This window comes from Devosia riboflavina (genome assembly GCF_000743575.1).
Lineage (GTDB): Bacteria > Pseudomonadota > Alphaproteobacteria > Rhizobiales > Devosiaceae > Devosia > Devosia riboflavina.
Genome location: NZ_JQGC01000009.1, coordinates 114,158 through 134,473 on the forward strand (window position 1 = coordinate 114,158; position 20,316 = coordinate 134,473).

The 20,316-nt window shown below is 63.2% G+C and carries 20 protein-coding genes; 12 read left to right on the top strand and 8 right to left on the bottom strand.

Annotation, left to right across the window (positions count from 1 at the left end; all coding sequences use genetic code 11):
* Positions 1-19: 19 nt before the first annotated feature.
* The 3 genes from JP75_RS11385 to JP75_RS11390 all read right to left on the bottom strand — a co-directional run bounded on the left by JP75_RS11385 (position 20) and on the right by JP75_RS11390 (position 1,866).
* Positions 20-1,021, bottom strand: coding sequence for a BMP family lipoprotein (locus JP75_RS11385; RefSeq protein WP_035082855.1), 1,002 nt, complete (start codon positions 1,019-1,021; stop codon positions 20-22).
* 162 nt (positions 1,022-1,183) lie between these two features.
* Positions 1,184-1,306 carry a hypothetical protein gene (locus JP75_RS27225; RefSeq protein ID WP_280113993.1) on the bottom strand — a complete coding sequence of 41 codons (123 nt, stop codon included), beginning with the start codon at positions 1,304-1,306 and terminating at the stop codon, positions 1,184-1,186.
* Positions 1,307-1,419: 113 nt separating this feature from the next.
* A complete protein-coding gene (locus tag JP75_RS11390) occupies positions 1,420-1,866 on the bottom strand; it encodes an SRPBCC family protein (RefSeq protein ID WP_160194677.1) in 447 nt (148 codons plus the stop codon).
* A 256-nt stretch (positions 1,867-2,122) separates the two neighbouring features.
* Here JP75_RS11390 and JP75_RS11395 point away from each other — a divergent pair, with 256 nt between their 5' ends.
* From JP75_RS11395 to JP75_RS11405, 3 genes are all read left to right on the top strand, one after another.
* Complete coding sequence (locus JP75_RS11395; protein ID WP_051960634.1) at positions 2,123-3,340, top strand: hypothetical protein; 1,218 nt, start codon at positions 2,123-2,125, stop codon at positions 3,338-3,340.
* Between the two features lie 182 nt (positions 3,341-3,522).
* Positions 3,523-4,461 (top strand): DUF6384 family protein, encoded by a 939-nt coding sequence (locus JP75_RS11400; RefSeq protein WP_035082858.1) that lies wholly within the window; start codon positions 3,523-3,525, stop codon positions 4,459-4,461.
* Positions 4,462-4,465: 4 nt separating this feature from the next.
* Positions 4,466-6,013 (top strand): hypothetical protein, encoded by a 1,548-nt coding sequence (locus JP75_RS11405; RefSeq protein WP_152565812.1) that lies wholly within the window; start codon positions 4,466-4,468, stop codon positions 6,011-6,013.
* Between the two features lie 204 nt (positions 6,014-6,217).
* Here the strand turns inward: JP75_RS11405 and JP75_RS11410 are convergent, their stop codons facing one another.
* Positions 6,218-9,757 carry a peptidoglycan-binding protein gene (locus tag JP75_RS11410; protein ID WP_035082864.1) on the bottom strand — a complete coding sequence of 1,180 codons (3,540 nt, stop codon included), beginning with the start codon at positions 9,755-9,757 and terminating at the stop codon, positions 6,218-6,220.
* A gap of 175 nt (positions 9,758-9,932) precedes the next feature.
* On the opposite strand from JP75_RS11410, the gene JP75_RS11415 reads away from it, so the two are divergent.
* The 4 genes from JP75_RS11415 to JP75_RS11430 all read left to right on the top strand — a co-directional run bounded on the left by JP75_RS11415 (position 9,933) and on the right by JP75_RS11430 (position 13,041).
* Positions 9,933-10,604, top strand: coding sequence for a response regulator (locus JP75_RS11415; protein WP_035082867.1), 672 nt, complete (start codon positions 9,933-9,935; stop codon positions 10,602-10,604).
* A gap of 31 nt (positions 10,605-10,635) precedes the next feature.
* Positions 10,636-11,034 carry a VOC family protein gene (locus JP75_RS11420; protein WP_035082870.1) on the top strand — a complete coding sequence of 133 codons (399 nt, stop codon included), beginning with the start codon at positions 10,636-10,638 and terminating at the stop codon, positions 11,032-11,034.
* 319 nt (positions 11,035-11,353) lie between these two features.
* Positions 11,354-12,280: a sulfite exporter TauE/SafE family protein gene (locus tag JP75_RS11425; RefSeq protein ID WP_035082873.1), complete on the top strand. Its 927-nt coding sequence runs from the start codon at positions 11,354-11,356 to the stop codon at positions 12,278-12,280.
* Complete coding sequence (locus tag JP75_RS11430; RefSeq protein ID WP_035082876.1) at positions 12,277-13,041, top strand: TIGR02186 family protein; 765 nt, start codon at positions 12,277-12,279, stop codon at positions 13,039-13,041. The genes JP75_RS11425 and JP75_RS11430 overlap by 4 nt, the downstream gene beginning before the upstream one ends.
* A gap of 3 nt (positions 13,042-13,044) precedes the next feature.
* On the opposite strand, the gene pdeM is transcribed toward JP75_RS11430, so the two are convergent.
* Together pdeM and JP75_RS11440 are read right to left on the bottom strand one after the other, a co-directional pair.
* A complete protein-coding gene (gene pdeM / locus JP75_RS11435) occupies positions 13,045-13,749 on the bottom strand; it encodes a ligase-associated DNA damage response endonuclease PdeM (RefSeq protein WP_035082879.1) in 705 nt (234 codons plus the stop codon).
* A gap of 85 nt (positions 13,750-13,834) precedes the next feature.
* Positions 13,835-16,426, bottom strand: coding sequence for a ligase-associated DNA damage response DEXH box helicase (locus JP75_RS11440; protein WP_084587624.1), 2,592 nt, complete (start codon positions 16,424-16,426; stop codon positions 13,835-13,837).
* Between JP75_RS11440 and JP75_RS26255 the strand changes: the two genes are divergently transcribed.
* From JP75_RS26255 to JP75_RS25880, 3 genes are read left to right on the top strand one after another with little or no spacing between them, the layout of a single operon-like run.
* Entirely contained in the window at positions 16,402-16,689 is a 288-nt protein-coding gene (locus JP75_RS26255) for a DUF6460 domain-containing protein (protein WP_152565813.1), read from the top strand. The genes JP75_RS11440 and JP75_RS26255 overlap by 25 nt on opposite strands.
* Positions 16,656-17,363, top strand: coding sequence for a nucleoside/nucleotide kinase family protein (locus JP75_RS11450; RefSeq protein ID WP_152565814.1), 708 nt, complete (start codon positions 16,656-16,658; stop codon positions 17,361-17,363). The genes JP75_RS26255 and JP75_RS11450 overlap by 34 nt, the downstream gene beginning before the upstream one ends.
* Positions 17,360-17,560, top strand: coding sequence for a hypothetical protein (locus tag JP75_RS25880; RefSeq protein ID WP_084587626.1), 201 nt, complete (start codon positions 17,360-17,362; stop codon positions 17,558-17,560). The genes JP75_RS11450 and JP75_RS25880 overlap by 4 nt, the downstream gene beginning before the upstream one ends.
* Before the next feature lie 73 nt (positions 17,561-17,633).
* Here JP75_RS25880 and JP75_RS11455 read toward each other — a convergent pair whose 3' ends face one another.
* Both JP75_RS11455 and JP75_RS11460 read right to left on the bottom strand, forming a co-directional pair.
* Positions 17,634-18,746, bottom strand: a complete 1,113-nt coding sequence (locus JP75_RS11455) for a quinone-dependent dihydroorotate dehydrogenase (protein ID WP_084587627.1) — start codon at positions 18,744-18,746, stop codon at positions 17,634-17,636.
* Complete coding sequence (locus JP75_RS11460; protein ID WP_035082890.1) at positions 18,743-19,099, bottom strand: DUF952 domain-containing protein; 357 nt, start codon at positions 19,097-19,099, stop codon at positions 18,743-18,745. Before JP75_RS11460 ends, JP75_RS11455 begins: the two co-directional genes overlap by 4 nt.
* Before the next feature lie 130 nt (positions 19,100-19,229).
* On the opposite strand from JP75_RS11460, the gene JP75_RS11465 reads away from it, so the two are divergent.
* Entirely contained in the window at positions 19,230-19,871 is a 642-nt protein-coding gene (locus tag JP75_RS11465; protein ID WP_035082893.1) for a S24 family peptidase, read from the top strand.
* Entirely contained in the window at positions 19,838-20,314 is a 477-nt protein-coding gene (gene aac(6'), locus JP75_RS11470) for an aminoglycoside 6'-N-acetyltransferase (protein ID WP_035082896.1), read from the top strand. Before JP75_RS11465 ends, aac(6') begins: the two co-directional genes overlap by 34 nt.
* The last annotated feature ends 2 nt before the right edge of the window (positions 20,315-20,316 follow it).

Below are 20,316 nucleotides of genomic sequence, written 5' to 3' on the forward strand. Positions count from 1 at the left end.
CCTCCCCTTCTTCGTTCACTTAGAGAGACGGGCAGGCCTTGTCGGTGCGGAAGTCGTGCACGGTGACAGCGCCCGAGATGATGTCGGCAGAGGCCTTTTCGACCGCAGCCTTCATGTCATCGGTGATGAGCGAAGCATTGTTGTCGTCGAAGGCAGCGCCAACGCCGTCTTCGGCGAGGCCCAGAACGATGACGCCAGGCGCCCAGGTGCCGTCTTCAACGCCCTTCATGGCATTGTAGGTGGCAACGTCGACGCGCTTGACCATGGAGGTCAGGACCGAGCCGGGGTGCAGGTGGTTCTGGTTGCTGTCGACACCGATGCCGAACTTGCCGGCGTCGGCAGCAGCCTGGAGCACGCCGGCGCCAGCGCCACCGGCGACCTGGAAGATCACGTCAGCGCCCTGGTCGAGCTGGGACTTGGCGACTTCGGTGGCCTTGCCGGGATCGTTGAAGGCTTCAAAGCCGGTGCCGACATAGGTTTCGAGCACTTCGATATCCGGGTTCACGGACTTGGCGCCCTGGGCATAGCCGCAGGCGAAGGCTTCAAGCAGGTCGAAGTTGAAGGCCGGGACGACGCCGATCTTGCCCGATTCCGACTTCATGGCAGCAAGGATACCGACGAGGTAGGAGCCTTCCTGTTCCTTGAAGACGACCGACTGCACGTTGGGCAGGTCGACGACGGTGTCGATGATGGTGAACTTGGTGTCCGGGAATTCCGGCGCCACGGTCTTGAGCGCGGTTTCCCACGAGAAGCCCGGCATGACGATCGGGTTGTTGCCGCGCGAAGCGAACTGGCGGATGGCCTGTTCGCGCATGGCGTCGCCCGAGATTTCGAGATCCTGGTAGGCGCCGCCTTCGGCCTTGAACATTTCGGCGCCGTTATAGGCGGCTTCGTTGAACGACTTGTCGAACTTGCCGCCGCCGTCATAGACGAGAGCGGCGTCAGCGAAGGCTGCACCAGCCATGAGCGCGCTCAGAGCGACGCCGCCGGCAACGGCCTTGGTAAGGGTCGAGAATTTCATTGATTAGTCTCCCTGTCTCGCAGCGGACGCAAGAAATGCACCCTCGTTTATCCGCATGCGCTGAAGGGCGATAAAATCGTGCAATCACGCCCTTCGCAAGAGGGACGATGTCAAATTTTTCCGATTGGTCAAAAATTGGCGTTAATTTGCTCTCCCGTCCGCTTACCAGCGGGCGAGAATGGCCGAGAACAGGGCGCCGAGATCGACATCGGCATAGAGCACGGCGAGGATGGCGGCGAAGGCGATGACGTAGAGGGCGAGACTGTCGCGGGACGAGCTGGACATGGGCGATTTGAGACAAATTGTAATGAAGGACAACCTGTCTCTACATCGGAGGCAGCGGCGGGATTAAGGCCGGTTCGGGGCGGATATGGACGTGGTTAAGGGTCCGTAAACGCTCAGCTATTTTCGCGCGGCAGCGGGATGACCTCGACGCCGGCGGCGCTGCCGAAACGCTCGAAAAAGCTATCGATGATGCGCTGAGCGGAATTGCCGATGATGGCCTTGCCGAGCTTCATGATCTGGCCCGAGGCGCCGCCATTGGCGATGAAGGTGAGGATGGTGTTTTCCCCATCATCTTTGAGAATGACGTCAGCACTGCCTTCGGCGAGGCCCAGCATGCCGCCCTTGCCGCGGCCGGAAAGGGTATAGCTGACGGCGGGGACGATATTGGAGAGCGCAAGCTCGCCTTTGAAGGTCGGGTGCATGACGCCGAGATTGACCTTGATCTCGAGATCGAGCGTCTGCGGGCCCGACCAGGCGATGAGATGGCAGCCGGGAATGGCGGCCTTGAGCATTTCGGGATCGTTGAGCGCGTCCCAGATGCGGGCGCGCGGGGCACTCATTTTATAGCGTCCGCCGAACTCCATCAGGACTGCCCTGCCCTGTCGCCGACCGTGTCGCAAAGGCGGCATAATGCTTGGGCAAGACTGATCTCATCCATGGTGGCGAACCCTACTCTTTACGTGCGGCTTTTTCGCACCAATATGGACTAAATAGTTGCTGGGATGGGGGGATGCAATTGTCAGCGGAGCCCCCACGCGCAATCTAGGGTTTAGGCAAATGCCGGCCCCAAAGCCAAACTATGCCAGGGAGCAAATGATGACCGACCAAGTGACGACCGCCCCGCAGACCACCGCGCCGGCCATTGCCGAAAAGCCGTTGCAGTACCTGGACAAGGCGGTCAACGCCATTCGCGATCTTGGTATCTGGCCCGAACAGCAGGGCGAGCAGCCGATCACTGGCTTGCTGAGCCAGATCACCGAACTCGATGAGACCCGCGTCATCCTGATCGGCCGCACGCTCTCCCAGGCGAGCGCCTTCAACGAGGTAGTGCGCGAGCAGGTTGCCGCCATGAAGATCGGCGAGCGCTACGAAGACATTACCAAGGGCTTTGACTCGATCCGCGACGATGCCAAGGGCATGGTCGACCAGCTCCAGGACAACAAGCTCGACCTCTTGGAACGCGCTTCGAACGTGTGGATGAAGGTGAGCCGCGGCGATATCGCGACGCGCTTCAACAAGATCCGGGACACGTATCTGGAAGTCACCAAGGATACCAAGGACCAGATCGATCGCGAGCAGACGATCCTGGAGGCCTATCGCGATTTCCGCGGCGCGCTGAAGCAGTCGGAAGTGATGGCGCTCGAAGTGCTGCAGACGGCAGAAAAGCGTCTCGAAGAGCAGAAGAATATCCTGCAGAAGGCGGCGGACGAACTGGCTGCTTTTGCCGGTGACGTGCCGGCCGATCGCGCCCGCCTCGAAATGGCGCGCGACGAAAAGCTGCGCGACATGCAGAACGAGGAAAAGCGCTACCAGATCGCCAAGGACCTCTCGGACAACCTGACCATTTCCTACAATACTTCGGAAGTGGTGATGGCGCGCCTGATGCAGACGACCAATGCCAAGGAACGCGTCTATCAGCAGTCGATCTCGTTCTTCTCGACCAACGAAACCGTTCTTACGGCGCTTTCGGCTTCGTTCACCGGCATGTTTGGCCTCCACGAGTCGACTGCGACGCTGAATGCGATGAAGGAAGGCATGTCCAAGAGCTTGGAAACGCTCTCGGAGATTGGCGACAAGGTGCAGGAAGAAGCGGTCAAGGCCGGCTATGGCCCGACCGTGCGCGCCGATGCCGTCAAGAAGCTCGTCGATTCCGTGGTCAACTTCCAGGAAAAGAGCCGCACCATCATCAATGAGATGCGGATTGCCTCGACCAAGAACTCGGCCGAAATCCGCGATGCGGTGGAAGACGGCAAGCGGCGCCTGGCGACGCTGGCTGCCGAGGGCAATGCCCTGCTGCTCGAAACCAAGAACTGAAACTCTCCGACTGTCATCCCGGCCCTCGGATCAAGTCCGAGGGTGCATTGCGGGGATCCATCCTGAAATCTCAAGATGGGCCCCGGCCTTCGCCGGGGTGGCTATCGAGAGTGGGACGAGACCGGCAAAAACACGGAATGCTCTGAATTTATGCATAGCGGCGACGGGATTAAAAAAAGAGGATGAGCGACGCGACAGCCAAACCGGCTGCCCCACTCGATGAAGTCATGCTGGCCATGGATGTGGTGGATACGCTCCGCCATCGCCAAGACCTGGTGACGCGCGAACTCGATGGTTCGGCACGCGAAGGCCAGCTGATCGAGCGCCTGCGCGAAATCTACCGGCAACAGGGCATCGAGGTTCCCGACCATATTCTCAAGGAGGGGGTCGAGGCACTCGCCGAGAGCCGCTTTGCCTATGACCCACCGGCGCCCGGCTTGAATACGACGCTTGCCCGGCTCTATGTGGGTCGCAAGACCTGGGGCCGTCCGGTGCTGCTGGCGCTCGGCGCCCTATTGGTGCTGAGCGTGGGCTATTTCGGCATCTACAGGCCTTTCCAGGCCGGGCAGGAGCACCGCAGCCAGGTGGAACTGACCGAAGGCCTGCCGGCGCAGATGGATGCGCTCTACAACACCATTTTCGAAGAGACCAAGGTGCAGCAGGCAGTTGTGCAGGCCGAGGCACTGGTCAACCGGGGCAAGGCCTTTGCCGCCGAGGGCAATCGGCCCGGCGCCGAAGGGATCGTCGAAGACCTGACGGCACTGCGCGACAAGCTGCGCCAGGAATATGTCGTGCGTGTCGTCAATCGTTCCGACGAACAGTCGGGCTTCTGGACTTTTCCGGAAATCAATACCGATGCCACGAACTACTATCTCGTCGTCGAGGCGATCGATCCGGACGGCAAGGCGCTGAGCCTGCCCATTCTCAACGAGGAAACGGGCGAAACCGAAGTGGTGGCCCAATGGGGCCAGCGCGTACCTGAAGCGGTCTACAATGCCGTGGCGGCCGACAAGCGCGACGATGGCATTATCCAGACCAATGAGGTGGGGCTCAAGTCCGACGGTTTCCTCGATGTCCAATATCAGATGCCGGTGCTGGACGGCGCGGTGACCCGGTGGTGATGGCATGAGCATAGGTGGTCCGCAGGCTCTGGCGAGCCTGGAAGAAGCGATGCGCGACATCCGGCGCGAGGAAGACGAGATTTCCCGCCGGCTGGCGCGATCGACCGAAATCGTCGCCAAGATCAAGGAAAGCGAAGCAGAGCTGTTTCGCCAGCTTGCACAGCTGCGTCTCGATCCGGCCATTCAATCCGAACTCGACGGACGCATTTCGAGTGCCGAGAGCAAGGCGCGTGAATCGCTGAAGTCGCATGGCAAGGCCGTCGACAAGGCGCAAAAAACCATCGAGGAACTGGAAGCGGCGCGGGTTTCGCTGGTTGAACGGCGCCGCAATGCTGTGGCCGATCTGGCGGAAACGCAGAAATCGCTCGATGCGCTGTTCCAGCAGGTTTCGGCCCAGCTCAAAACCGATCCGGCCTATGCCGAGAAGCAGAGCGCAGCACAAGCGCTTGGTGAAGTGGCCGACCAGTCGATGGAAAAGACCCGGCTCGCAGAACAGGATCGGGAAGAGAAGGGCAAGCCTTATCGCGACGACCCGCTCTTCATGTATCTGTGGGACAGCGGCTATGGCACCTCGGCCTATAAGGCCAACAATCTCATTCGCTATCTCGATGGGCTGGTGGCTGGTCTCGTAGGCTTCCAGAAGGCGCGACCCAACTATGCCATGCTCAACGATATTCCCCTGCGCCTGCGCGAGCATGCCGAGCGGCAGGAGGCCAATGCGCAGGCGGCGGAAGCGGAGCTGACGGCGCTTGCCAATGCGGCGGCGGACGCGGCCGGCGGGCGGCCCTTGCGCGAGGCCAAGACCAAGGCCGAAGCCGATGTGCAGGCGATCGATGCCGCCATCGTCGAGGCCGAGGACAAGCGCAACGAGGCGGGCGAAGCGCTGCAATCCCTGACCAATGGCAGTGACCCCGCGCTCGCTTCGGCGGCGGAGGCTCTTGCGGCCGCGCTCGGCCAGGAAGACATCCAGACCCTCCTTGCCGAAGCGCGGCGCACCCGCACCGGCAAGGACGACACCATTGTCGCCCAGATCGATGAATCGCGCACCCGCATGCGCGAGGAAGAAGAGGAAAGCCGGGACCTGCGCGAGCGCAGCAAGACCCTCGCCGCGCGGCGTCGTGAACTCGAAGACATCCAGTGGGAATTCAAGAAGCAGCGCTTTGACGATCCGCGCTCGAGTTTCCGCGAGGAAAAGCTGGTCGGTGACCTGCTCAACGACTTCCTGCGCGGCGGCATTTCGGCGGCAAGCTATTGGGACCAGTGGCGGAAAAGCCAGAACTGGGCGCCGGGCAATGAATGGGGTGCGGGCAATAATTCCTCGACGCGCCGCAGCCAGTCTTCGCCCTGGGGTGATCAGGGTGGCGGCGGTTTCAACTGGCCGGACAACAGCTTTGGCGGTTCAGCAAGCCGGCGCAAAACGAAGCCGTCGAGTGGCGGCTTTGGCGGGGGCTGGGGTGGTGGCGGCAATAGCGGCGGCGGTTTTTCGCGGCCGCGGACTGGCGATACAGGCACGCGAAAACACTCGGGCTTCAAGACCGGCGGCGGGTTTTAGGTTTTTTGCGCCCGGCGTCGGGATCTCGACGTCCATCCACGATGTCATTCCCGCGAAGCGGGAACCCCTGCTTGGAAACGGAGGTCCCCGCTTTCGCGGGGATGACACTGTGCTGGGGGCAGGTATCAGGGCCGACCGGTAGTGAAGTGTCCTCGGGTCGAGCCCGAGGATGACGTTCGGTGGTTGGGTATGCCTGGCGTTTGACTAGACCGGCTGGCTGCCGAGCACGGCGAGGAGGCGCGGGTTGATCTTGCCGCTTTCGGTCATGCCGGTGCCACGCTCGAAAGTGCGGATGGCTTCGGCTGTCTTGGGGCCGGCGACGCCGTCGGGGGTGCCGACATTGAAGCCGAGACGATTGAGTGCCTGCTGCACGCGGGAAACGACTTCCTTGTTGGAGATCGCCTCGCCGGGATCGAAATCGGCCGCCCAGGTGCCGATGGGGGCGAAATTGACGTCGAGGGCGATGGGCTCGCTGGCCCAGGTCTCGACTTCGCCACCAATGCGGCTGACGGCATCGGCCGTGAGGGACTTGGCGATATCGTCGCGGGCCTTGCCGGCATCGGCATCGCCTGCCTTGGCGGCGAGCGAGAACCACTTGTAGGACTGCTCAAAATCCTGTTCGACACCGAGGCCGCGGGCATAGAGCATGCCCAGGTTGAACTGGCTATCGACCATACCGAGGGTGGCGGCCTGGGTGAACCACTGGGCCGCTTCCTCGAACTGCTGCTCGCCCAACTGGCCGCTGGCATAGAGCGCGGCAAGATTGTGCATGGCCATGCGATTGCCGGCTTCAGCGGCGCGCTGATACCAGAGGCGGGCCATTTCGAGGTCTTTTTCGACGCCCGTGCCGGCTTCGTAGAGATTGCCGAGGCGGTATTGCGCGGGAACAAAGCCCTGGGCGGCCGAGCGCTCATACCACTTGGCGGCTTCTTCGGGGCTGGCTTCGATGGCTCGGCCTTCGGTGTAGATGGCGGCGATTTCGAACTGGGCCTTGGCGTCGCCATCGGCGGCGGCCTGGCGCAGCGGCTCGGGGCCGAGGGCTTCGGGCGGCAGTTCGAACTGTTCGGGGGCGACGGAGGCGGCGATGGAGCCCGTCGGCGGGGTCGCGTCGTCGGTGATGGTTTCGACGGGTGCGTTGGCACCGCCGCTCGTGTCCTGGGCCAGGAGGGTCGGCGGCATCGGCGTTTCGGTGGCACGGGTAAAGCTCATCCGCTCGCCAGGATTGATCGAGCCGACGGCCGTTGCGTCGACCATGTCGATGACGCGGGGCGCGACGAGTTCGGAGACTTCGGCGGCAGGGGTTGGATCGACCGGGCTCGTCGTCGGGGTGGTTTCCGTCGACGTAGCGGCGGCGGGCTGGGGCGCCGGCGCCGAACGCATGCGCTGCATGACGAGATTGAGCGTCAGCATGGAGACGGCGACGACTGCGGCGGCGAGCAGCAGCGTGCGGCGGTTGCGCATGAGGAAGTTGGGACGCGCTTCTTCGGCTTCGTCGCTCGGGGCGACGGCGACGGGCGCCTCGGGCACCGGCTTGCGCGGCCGGCGCTTTTCGGTCTTGGGCTCGGGCGCTGGGGCGGGCGCGGCTTCTTCCGGGGCAGCCTTGGGCTGGGGACGGACGCGCGCCAGGGCGCGGCCGATCAGCGAATTGCCGCTCGTGGGTTCGGTGACCTGCTCCTGCCGGGCGCGCTGGGCGCGGCGGGCGGCGGCGACGAAGGTGCTGGTATTGGAGACCGGGGCTTCGACGGCCGGGGCCGATGTTTCGGCGCGCGGGGGGGCCGTGAAACCATCGCGATCGAACTGGGCGAAGCTCGACTGCGGGCGCGGCGGGCGCTCGACCTTTTCAGGATCGAAGGCGGGCTGCGCGTCGGTACGTGCTGGGGCGGGCGCGGCGGGCCGCGGGGCGGCAGCCTGCGGCTGCGCCGACGCGACAGCCGGCGGCTGCGCTGAGGAGCGCGGCTGGGGCACGTCGGCGAAGCCGCGATCGACCAGCGGCGCTTCGTCGGCCGGATTGGACGGCATGGTATCGGCGCGCTTCTTGCCGTTGAGGCTCGACAGGATGGAATCGAGGCGCGCGGTGCTCGGTTCTTCGACGGCAGCGTCGAATTCGGACGCGCGGCTCTGCGGCTTTGCGGGCCGCGGCGCCGGTGCGGGCGGCTCGGCACGGGTCGGGGCGGCGGCCGGAGCCGAGGTGGAGGTGCGCGAGGCGAGTGCGGCTTCGAGGCGGGCCAGGCGCTCGGCGGTGTCCTTGCCGGCGGTGTTGAAGACGGCGGTCATGCGCTTTTCGAGCGCATCAAAACCTTCGGGATTGAGGACGGGAACCGGGGCACCGGATCTGGCGAAGGCGGCGGAGGTCTTTTCGGCGACGAGGCTGGCGATGGTTTCGGCGTCGGCGCCCGCACCCTTGCTGACCGAGCGCACGAGGCTCGAAATCCGGTCCTCGATGGTCTTCAGGCTTTCCGGGCCGAACATGGCGACAGGGGCCGGAGCCTTGCGGCTCATGGCGTCGCTGGTGCGTTCGGCAACGAGGGTCGCGAGGGACTCGAAATCGGGCTTGTCGCCGGCATCGTGATAGAGCCGGGCGAGGCCATCGAGCTGGGCGCCGGCTTCATCCATGCGCGTCATCAGGCGCTTGAGCTGGCCTTCGACGGCGGAGGTATCGACCGGGGCGACCTTGCTCGAAAGGGCTTCAAGCTGGCTTTCGAGGCGCGTGAAACGGGGCTCCATGCTCTTGAGCACGGATTGCTGCAGGGCAGCGATATCATCCTTGAGCGCCAGGACGTCGTCGCTGCTGCCATCGACGGATTGGAGGCGCTGGGCCAGGGTCTCGACGCGGGAGGCGAGGAGTTCGGGATTGGCAGCGCTGTCGCGCAGGGCCTGGGTGACCTCGGCCATTTCGCTCGTCAGGCGTTCGAAATCGCCACCGGAAATGCTCATATTGCGCTCGATGGCATCGATGCGATCGTAGACGCTGCGCACATTGGCTTCGATGGAGGCCATGGCCGGCTCGAAATTGCCCTTGGGGGCAAATTCGGCGCGCTCCTCGCGGATGATCTCGCGCTCCATCTGCTGGGCCTGGAGTTCGGCGAGCTTGGCGACGGTGGCCGAGACGTCGTCGAGACGCGAATTGACGGCGGAAAGATCGACCTTGGGCGCGCGTTCCATCATGGAGGCCAGGGCGCCGATCTGGGTTTCCAGGCGCTTGACCTGGCCGGTCTCGCCGACGGCGCCGGCGAGGAGCTCGACGACCTGGGTCAGTTGTTCGACCTGGGAGGCGACTTCGAGGACGTCGGACGAGCTATGGCGAGCTGTGCGGAGCTGGCCTTCCAGGCGCCCGAGGCGATCGCCCATGCCGGAAACGAGGCTCGAGAGCTCGCGGAATTCGGGCATGTCAGAGGGGCGGCGGTCGATGGCCGAAATGGTCTGCGCGCCCTGGCGGCTGCGGATTTCGGCAATGGCGGCATTGAGGTCGTCGGCCTCGTCCTCATGCGGGGTGAAGCGATCGACGGCGCGCTTGACGCTGCGCAGGGCCTCCGAGCGGCGGCGGCTTGCCGGATCGGGTGCGCTGACCTGATCGCGCAGGTGCCGGACGCGGTTGGAGACCCCTGCCCCATCCGATACGGCGCCGAAGCGACTTTCCACCTGATCGAGCAAAGCGACCAATTCGCCGCGCAGGGCCTGCCAATCCCCGGCGCCGGGGTCGAAAGCGGTATCGGCGTAGTCCGATTGCGGATAAGCGCGGGCCATGGTCAGTCCCTGTCAAAGCGAACGCGTGCCAAGCCGAAGCAGCACGAAGGTCTAACGGTCACTTTTGGGAAAACATGGTAAAGAAGCCGTTAAGGATTGCTGCAATATGCAAATGCCTCGGGCGGAAAAGGATGGTTTTCTGGTTCCGCCCCCTGATTTGGAGTAGTTTAGGCCCATGACTCGTCGCCGCATCATCATCGTGGATGACCATCCCCTGTTCCGGGCGGCGCTGCGCCAGACCCTGGCCGGAGGCGACGCTACTGTCAGCGTGGAAGAAGCGGGCGACCTCGCCAATCTCAGCAAATCACTCGATGCGGATCGCGATTGCGATCTGGTGCTGCTCGATCTCAACATGCCGGGCGTGCGCGGATTTTCGGGCCTCCTCTTGGTGCGGGCGCAATATCCGGAAATTCCGGTGATGATCATTTCGGCCGTGGAAGACGCGACCGTGGTGCGGCGCGCCTTTGAGCTCGGGGCTTCGGGGTATCTCCATAAATCCGAGGGGCCGACGGAAATCCGGCGCGCCATCGAGACGGTACTGGCCGGCGAAGTGTTCGTGCCCAAGGGGACAACGATCACTGGGGACGACGAGCAATCGGCTTTGATGAAGCGGCTGGCGACGCTGACGCCGCAGCAGGTGCGCGTGTTGATGATGCTCAGCGATGGGCTGATGAACAAGCAGATCGCCTATGAGCTTTCGATTTCGGAAGCGACGGTGAAGGCGCATGTTTCTGCCATTCTGCAGAAGCTCGATGTCGATAGCCGCACTCAGGCAGTGATTGCTGCGGCGCGGATCGAAGAAGGCCAGTTCGAGGCGCTGTTTGCGACCGGGGCGGAAAAAGCTTAGACACGTCCTCGACATAGAGAAGGACGAGGCGATGAAGCCCAAGATCAACATCATCACCATCGGCGTCGACGAACTCGAACGCGCCTTTGTGTTCTATCGCGCGCTGTTCGATATCGAGGATGACAAGATCGGTGCGGGCGAGGATCACGTCGCGTTCTTTTTCGACGAGGATTTTTCCTTCGTGCTTTTTCCGCGTGAGCAGATTGCGCAGACGGCGGGAAAGCCTGAGGCGCTGGAGGGGACGCCGGGGTTTGTGCTGAGCCATCAGGCGGAAAATGCCGATGAGGTCGACGCGATTCTCGAGCGCGTGCTGATCGGCGGCGGCTCGATCATTGCCGCGGGGACCGAAACGGAATGGGGCTATTCGGCCTATTTCGAGGATACCGAGGGCAATGTCTGGGAACTGATGGCTTCGCCGGCGGCGAACTGAGGTCGGAGCCTCTTTGGGGCATCGCACCCCCACCCTTGATCCCTCCCCACAAGGGGGAGGGAGACGAAGGAACTGTGAAATCTCCGCCAGCGCCTCCCTCCCCTTGATGGGGAGGGAATGAGGGTGGGGTGGCGGGAGCCACAGAGCCCTCGTTGTGAGGGGCCGGCGCTGAAGCATGTCGGCGCGCTGCCCTCCCCCACGAAAATTCCAATCATTCGATACAATTTTGTCCTGTTTTTCTGGAACCTTGACCACTTGTTGACGGTCTAGTCGTTAGCCTCTGGCGCAAACAGCCAACCGTAAAACGGGACCCAGGGTCTTGCAGATCTATCTGCCGATCGCCGAGCTTTCCGTGAACCTCTTCTTTCTCGTGGGGATCGGAGGGGCGGTCGGCTTTTTGTCGGGTCTGTTCGGCGTGGGTGGCGGGTTCCTGCTTACCCCGCTTCTGATCTTTTCGGGCGTGCCGGCGCCGGTGGCTGTCGCCTCGGTGACGGGACAGGTCGTGGCAGCATCGACCTCGGGCGCGCTCAGTCATTATAGGCGTGGCGGCATCGACCTGCATCTCGCCATGTATCTCATTCTTTCGGGCATTTTGGGTGCCTTTGGCGGGGTCGCGACCTTCTCCGTGCTACGCGCGGCGGGCCAGCTCGACCTCGTGATTGCCGTGGGCTTTGTGGTTCTGCTCGGTTTCGTCGGCATCCTGATGCTGCAGGAAGCGGTGCGGGCGCTGCTGAAAAGCCGGCAGGGCGTGGTGGTGCGCGAGCGCCTGCCCAATCAGCATAGCTGGATCCATGGCCTGCCCTGGCGCGTGCGCTTCAAGAAAAGCCGGCTCTATATCAGCGTGCTTCCAGTGCTCGCCATTGGCCTCTTCATCGGCTTTGTCGGTTCGCTGCTCGGCATTGGCGGCGGCTTTGTCATGGTGCCGGCGCTGGTTTATCTGCTGCGTGTGCCGGGCAATGTCGTCATCGGCACATCGCTGGCGCAGGTTGTGGCCATGATGGCGGCGACGACGATCATGCATGCCGTGCAGAGCCAGAGCGTCGATATCTTGCTGGCTTTCTGCCTGATGGTGGGCGGCACGGCCGGGGCGCAATTTGGTGCCGCGGCCGGGCAGCATCTGCGCGGCGAGCAATTGCGTGGGCTTTTGGCGCTGCTGGTGCTGGCTGTCGCCATTCGTTTCGGCCTGTCGCTGGTGCTGGCGCCGGACGATGTCTTCTCCATGGCCGTGACGAGTGTGGTGCGATGAGCCGCCTTCTCGCGCTTTTGCTTATCGTGCTTTTCTCGGCAGTGCCGGCGGGTGCGGCGGCGCGGCTGGTTTCCGGCGTTTCCAACGATACGATCCAGATCACCTCGAGCTTTGACGGCGAAAGGCTGACCTTTTTCGGCACCATCGCGCCAGAGGCGGGATCGGGACAGCGCTATGTCGAAGGGCCATTCGATGTGGTGATCGTGGTGCTCGGGCCGACGCAGGACCGGGTGGCGCGCGAAAAGACGCATAATTTCGGCATCTGGCTCAATACCGAACAGGTCGAGTTCAAGCGCTTTCCGAGCTATTTTCATGTGCTGTCGAGCCGGCGGCTGCTGGAGATTGCCGATATCAATCTGCTCAACCAGAATTTCATTCTGCCCGAAGCCCATGCCATGGTGCCCAATATTGCCGGCTTCATGAAGACGCTGGTGTTCGGGCGCGAACTGATCCGGCTGATGTCGGAACAGGGGCTGTTCGGGGTCCAGGAAAACGGCGTACGGTTTCACTCGGACACGTTCTATTCGGCGCAATTGACGCTGCCGAGCAGCGCGCCGCCGGGACCCTATATCGCCCAGACCTATGTGTTCCAGAATGGCGAGATCATTGCGCGCAAATCCGAGGGCTTTGCGGTGCGCAAGATCGCCTTCGAGCGGTTTCTGGCGCAATCGGCGACGCAATATCCGCTGCTCTATGGCATTGCCTGCGTGATCCTGGCGCTGTTTACCGGCTGGCTGGGCGGCGTTCTGTTCAGGCGTTAGAGCCTAGCCGCGCACAAGGCGCTTTGTGGACACAGGATAAGTCCGATCCCGACCCAGCATGGTCACTTCGACGGTTGGCCAATTGAGCAGGCCGAAGAAGGCAGGTGACAGGATATTGAGCGCGCCGGTGGAGCTGCCATAGGCGGGCAGGATCAGGACGCGATTGTCGTGGACGAAGCAGGCGCTGCGGGCGGTGCGCCCCTCCATGGCGATGCGGGCGGCCGGATGGAGATGGCCGGCGACGAGGCCGGGTTTTCCTTTTTTGGGTTCATGCGAGAGGGTGAGGCCGTCGAGTTCCAGTTCGGCGCAGCAGAAGCCGCCGATGGCGTGGGGCGCGGGGTCGTGATTGCCCGAGAGCCAGGTGCAGTCGACGCTTTCGACGATGGCGTCGAGGCGGAGGCGCTCGGCATTGGCGAGCAACGTGCTGGAATCGGCGCGGTGAAAGGTGTCGCCCAGCGAGATCAGTTTCCTGGCGCCGGTGCGGCGGAGATCGGCTTCTAGGCGCGACAGGGTCATGCCGGTGTCGTAGGGCGGCAGCATTTGGCCGCGACGAGCAAAACTCGCCATTTTCTCGAAATGAAGATCGGCCACGAGCAGGGTTTGCCGGGCGTGCCAATAGAGCGCGCCGGACGGCAGGGGCTCGAAATTATGGCCGGCGAAGCGCAGCAAGGGAGACTCGGTCGGTTGGGCAAAGGCAGCGTTGTTCATATGGCGGCTGTTGTGTCCAATCGAAAGGTCCCCTCACCCGGATTGCTCCGCAATCCGACCTCTCCCCCGAGGGAGAGGTGAAGGCTCAGAGTTCGCCGATGGCTTCGCGAAGGAGTTCATCTGCCGCATCAGCCATAGCCGATTCGCGGGCTTCGCCGAAAATCGGTTCCTTGCCGATATCGAGCATGACCGGCACGGCGAGGGGCGAAATCTGGTGCAGGGGCTTGTGGACGATGTGGGATTTTATGCGGGCGAGCATATTGCCGAGGCGCTCGATATCGAGGAGGCCGCGGGCGGCGTCGCGTCTCGTGGCTTCGATGAGGATGTGGTCGGGCTCGTGCTGATAGAGCACGTCATAGATGATGTCCGAACTCATGGTGATCTGGCGGCCGGACTTTTCCTTGCCGGGGTGGCGGCGCTCGATGAGGCCGGAAATGATCGCGCAATTGCGGAAGGTGCGCTTCATCAGGGCGGATTCGTCGAGCCAGGATTCGAGATCATCGCCGAGCATGTCTTCGTCGAAGAGTTCGTCGAGCGAGAGACGGTTGGTGCGGATCAGCGCCGAGAGATCGCCGAGGCCCCAGATGGCCAAGGCATATTCGGAGGCGACGAAGCCGAGGGGGCGGGCGCGCATGCGCTCGAGCCGACGGGTGAGGAGCATGCCGAGAGTCTGGTGCGCGAGGCGCCCTTCGAAAGGGTAGCAGACGAGGAAATTGTTGGTGCCGCGAGGGAAGGTTTCAACGAGGAGGCTATCGCGGCGGGGGAGGACGGAGAAATCGCGCTGCAGGCGGAGCCAATCTGCGACCTGATTGGGAAGTTTGCCCCACTCGTCGGGCGTATCCATGAGGCGGCGGACGCGTTCGGCGAGATAGGTCGAGAGCGGGAATTTGCCGCCCATGTAGGACGGGATTTTCGGGTTTTGGGCGACGGCGCGGGAGACGAAAGCTTCGTTATCCTTCATGCCTTCGAAGGCGACGATTTCGCCGCCGAAGATGAAGGTATCGCCGACCGTGAGCGTGCCGAAGAAGTATTCTTCCATTTCGCCGAGGACGCGGCCGCCGGCGCCGATGGGGCCGGTGGTGCGGCCGCGCTTCTGCTCTTTTGAGCGGATGAGGCGGACGCGGACCATGGGCTCTTCGATGATGGTGCCAATATTGAGGCGGTATTGCTGGGCGACTGAAGGGTGCGAGAGGCGCCAGGTGCCATCGAGGTTTTGTTTCAGACGCGCATAGCGCTCATAGGCGCGGAGGGCATAGCCGCCGGTGGCGACGAAATCGAGAACGCGATCGAATTTGGGGCGCGTGAGGTCGCGATAAGGCCAGGCGCGGGTGACTTCGGCATAGAGGTCGTCGGCGAAGAAGGGTTCGGCCGAGGCCATGCCGAGGACGTGTTGGGCGAGGACGTCGTAGCCGCCGGGATGGGGGTCTTCGCTATCCTGATGGTTTTCGGAGACCGCTTCGACGGCGGCTTCGCATTCCAAAACTTCGAAGCGATTGGAGGGGACGAGGAGGGCTTTTGAGGGTTCGTCGAGCCGGTGATTGGCGCGGCCGATGCGCTGCAGCATGCGCGACGAGCCTTTGGGCGCGCCGACCTGCACGACGAGATCGACATCGCCCCAGTCGATGCCGAGATCGAGGGTCGAGGTACAGACGACGGCTTTCAGCCGGCCATCTGACATGGCGGCTTCGACCTTGCGGCGTTGTTCGACCGAAAGAGAGCCGTGGTGGAGGGCGATGGGGAGCATGTCTTCGTTGATGTCCCAGAGGCCCTGGAACAGCATTTCGGCCTGGGAGCGGGTGTTGACGAAGAGGAGCGTGGTCTTGTGCTGCTTGATCGTCTCGTAAAGTTCGCGATGGGCGTATTTGGCGGAATGGCCGGCCCAGGGAAGGCGTTCTTCGGTTTCGAGAATGGCGAGTTCGGGCGGAGCGCCGCCGATCATGCGGAGGAGATCGGTGGGGCGATCGGGATGGGGTTGGGCGATCCAATCACGCAGGAGATCGGGGCGGGCGACGGTGGCCGAGAGCGCGGTGATGCGCATGTCGGGCGCGAGTTTTGCCAAACGCGCGAGGCCGAGGGAGAGGAGATCGCCGCGCTTACTGGTGACAAGGGCGTGGAGTTCGTCGAGGACGACGCGGCGGAGGGTGCCGAACATGAGTTCGGCATGGGGATGAGAGATGAGCAGCGCCAGTTGTTCGGGGGTGGTGAGGAGGATGTGGGGCGGTTTTACGCGCTGGCGGGTGCGTTTTGATGCCGAGGTGTCGCCGGTGCGGGCTTCGACCGTGATGGGCAGGCCCATGTCGTCGATGGGGTTGGAAAGGTTGCGGTGCACGTCGACCGCGAGGGCCTTTAGCGGTGAAATATAGAGGGTGTGGAGGCCCTGGAATTTGCCGTCGACCAGTTCAGAAAGGCTGGGGAGGAAGCCGGCCATGGTCTTGCCGGCGCCGGTGGGGGCGATGAGGAGTTGGCTCGCGCCGGACTGATAACTGCGCAGCACGTCGAGCTGGTGCTGGCGGGGCGACCAGCCGCGCGTGGCGAACCAGTTGGCGATGACAGGTGGGAGGGTGGGGTCCACGAAAGTTGACAACAGGCACCTACTGCAAATCAGCGACAAGCCTATATGATGGGTTCGACACTGCCAAACGGAGCCGCCTGATGACAGAAGACAGCCGACCCGCATCTCGTTCCGGTCTTGAACGCCTATTGGGCGATCGGCCGGGGTCTTTGGCGATAAAACTGCTGCTGATTTCGCTATTTGTGGGCTTCGTCATGACGGCGCTCGGCTTCAGTGCGGCCGACCTCGCTTATGGCGCCGTGCAGATGGTTCGCGATGCGATCAAGGATGGCGGCGCGGTGTTCCGGCAGGTTGGGACCTATATCGTCACCGGTGCGGCGATCGTGGTGCCGGTGTGGCTGATCCTCCGCCTGATGCAGAGGCGCTGATGCTGGCGGGGCGACTGACGCTGACGCCGATCGATGCACTGACGGAACTGACATGGAAGGCGCAGGAGCTGGCCGAGAAGGCTGGCGGCCGACGCGTGGCTATCGGGCTCGCGGGTGGGCCGGGGACCGGCAAATCGACGCTGGCGGCGGAGCTTGTCGCGGCGCTGAATGTGGCGGAGCCGGGCTCGGCGGCGCTGGTGCCGATGGATGGCTTCCATATGAAGCACGCAAAACTAGAGGCGATGGGGCAGACCGATTTCAAGGGCGCGCCGCATACGTTCGAAGGGGCGGAATTCGTTGTGTTTCTCGGGCGATTGAAGGCGGCGACGGAGGCCGTGAGCGGACCGGGTTACTCTCGGAAAATCGAGGATACGGTCGACGACGCTTTTACGATCGCGTCGGCCGTAAAGGTGCTGGTGGTGGAGGGGAATTATCTGCTGCTGGGCGATGCGCCATGGGATGAGGTGAAGCCGCTGCTGGATTTTTCGGCTTTCATCGTTGTACCGCGCGAGATGGTGCGGGCCCGGTTGATGAAGCGGCATGGCGAAGAGGGCTTGTTCACCGAGGAGCGCAACCGGGCGCATATCGAGCGGAATGATTTGCCGAATTATGATCGCGTGATGCTGTCGCAGGATCGCGCGGATGTGGTGATCACGCTGGATGTGGCGCAGTGAATAGCTGGGTCATTGCCGCAGCAATTCTGATTGGCTCGGCGATGGTTGCCGGCGCGGTGCTGTTGCGGCCCAGTCCATTTCAGGAATGCGTTGGGATCGTCTCGGCTGACATATTTCATCAGAACCTGACGGCGACGCTTGATCCACGCGATGTCGAAGTCGAGGCGGCAAAAGTCTGCTCAGGGGCAGCATTGTAGCCACGTCCTCGTGGTTCGAGGCTTCGCTTACGCTACGCACCTCACCGTGAGGACTACTGCGGCGTGGTTACCCCTATGAAACGTCGCCATCCCCCCTTGCCCAGGCGTCGGTTTTGGCACCTACCAATTCGGAAATGTTCTTCTTGCCGGCCGAGCGTACGCCGGCAACGAGGCCGCGCTTGATCCGGTCGAGCAGGTCGAGGCCGCCAAAGACCATGGCGGAATAGAGCTGGATGGCATTGGCGCCGGCTTCGATTTTTGCCAGCGCCGTTTGCGGGGAGTGGATGCCGCCGACGCCAACCAGCGGCAATGTGCCGACGCGCTGGCGCATCTGGGCGAGGCGCCGGGTCGAGAGCGGGAAGAGCGGTTTGCCCGAGAGGCCGCCGGTTTCGGTGGCATTTTCTATGCCCGCGACTGCGTCACGCGAGATGGTGGTGTTGGAGACGATGAGGCCATCGAGATCGGTCGCGAGGATGACGCGGGCGATGGCATCCATCGCGGCTTCGTCGAGATCGGGCGCGATCTTGAGGAGGACGGGCACGCGGGTTTTCGCCTTGGCGCGGGCGGAGAGCACGGCGTCGAGGAGGCGGGTGAGGGCTTCGTCGGCCTGGAGATTGCGGAGGCCTGGAGTGTTGGGCGAGGAAATGTTGACGGTGAGATAGTCGGCGAGGTCAGCGAAGCGCGTTACGCCGAGGACATAGTCGGCGACAAAGTCCTCGCTGTCCTTGTTGGCACCGATATTGACTCCGAGGGCGGCGGGGACGCGCAGGCCTTTGAGGCGCGCAAAGGCAGCGTCGTGGCCTTCATTATTAAAACCCATGCGATTGATGACGCCATCGGCAGCGGCGACGCGGAAGAGGCGCGGTTTTGGATTGCCGGTCTGCGGGCGAGGGGTGACCGTGCCGATTTCGACCATGCCGAAACCCATCAGCGCCAGTGGCCGCGGTACTTCGGCGTTCTTGTCGAAGCCCGCGGCCATGCCGACGGGGTTTTTCAGTTCGAGGCCGCAAAGGGTGGTGGCGAGTTCGGGCGGGTCCTTGTGCTCCTGGCTCGGGGCGAGGCCGAGGCGCAGGGCGGTGATGGTGGCGCCGTGGGCGGTTTCGGGGTCCATGCGCAAGAGCGTGTCGCGCGTCAGATTGGCGAGGCCGGCATTGCGCAGGAGCGGAGCAAAGGCGGAGAAGATCATTTGACACCTGCGGGCAAGGTGCAGGAGCCGTCGGCGGCAACGCTGATCGGTTCTTCCCAAACCACGCTCGTGAGTTTCAAGGGGCCACCATAAAGGTGCGGAAAGAGTTCGCCTCCGCGGGAGGGCTCCCAGACAAGATTGCTGCCGAGATCGGCCGTGGGGACGGCGAGCAGCAACAGGCCTGCCTGCCCCGCGAAATGCAGGCGCAGGGTTTCGGACAATTGCGCCGCCGTCGAAAAATGCATGTAGCCGTCTTTGGCATCGATGGGCATGCCTTCGAACTGGCCGGAAACGCGCGCAGGGGCGAAGGCCACGGCAGTGGTGATTTTGTAGATCAGCTCGGGTGTCGACATGGGCGCAAACCTAGTTAAGTGATCAAGTCTGGGCAAGCGTGATTGCGCGGGCTTTACAGGGGGAACGGCTGATATTAATCTAGGATTAATTTCCTCAATCCTGATCAATGTCCTTTTAACGGCTTCCACCATGCTTTCTCACCGGGCCATCTGGGATGGCATCGACGCGCTGGCGCAGCGCCATGGCCATTCGGTTTCGGCCCTGGCGCGGCTGGCCGGGCTCGATGCGACCGCGTTCAATGTGTCCAAGCGCGTAAGCAAGGACGGGCGCGAGCGCTGGCCTTCCACGGAGAGCATTTCCAAAATTCTGGAAGCGACGGGCGAAGGGTTCGACAGTTTTCTCGCGGGAGCCGGGGCTTTCATGCAGACCAGCAATACCGCCTTCGGGCAGACGGTGCCGCTTCTGGGTCTGGCGCAGGCGGGCGCGGGCGGCTTTTTCGACAGTGCGGGATTTCCGGCCGGGGAGGGCTGGGATGAGGTCACCCTGCCCTCCCCGGTCGATCCCGGCATTTATGCGCTTGAAATCCAGGGCGACAGCATGGAGCCGCTTTATCGCGAGGGGGACCGGGTGGTGGTTTCGCCAACAGAACAGGTGCGGCGTGGCGACCGGGTGGTGGTGAAAACGCGCGAGGGTGAGGTGATGGCCAAGATTCTCTTTCGGCAGAGCGCCAAGCAGATCGAATTGCATTCGCTCAACCCGGCCTATGAGCCGCGGGTGCTGAATACCAGGGATATCGAATGGATTGCGCGGATCATCTGGGCCAGCCAGTGAAAATTGCCCTGGCGACAGCGGCGGATGCGGCAGACTGGGTCGCCATGCGGACGGCGCTGTGGCCGAGCGGCGGCGATGGTGCGCATGCGGCCGATATTGCCGAATTGCTTGATGATGCCGGGGAAACGATCAACCTGATCGCGCGGGACGCGGATGGCGCGGCACTGGGCTTTGTCGAGGCGGCGCTGCGGCATGACTATGTGAATGGCTGCAAGACCTCGCCGGTGGCGTTTCTCGAAGGCATTTTCGTGAAGCCGGAGGCGCGTGGGCGGGGTGTGGCGCGTGCCATGGTTGGCGCCGTGGAGGCCTGGGCGCGGGAACAGGGCTGCACCGAATTTGCCTCGGACGCGGCGCTGGAGAATTTTGTCAGCCACGATATGCACCGCGCGCTGGGTTTTGCGGAAACGCAGCGCGTGGCGTTTTTCAGGAAAGTGCTGGGCTAGCG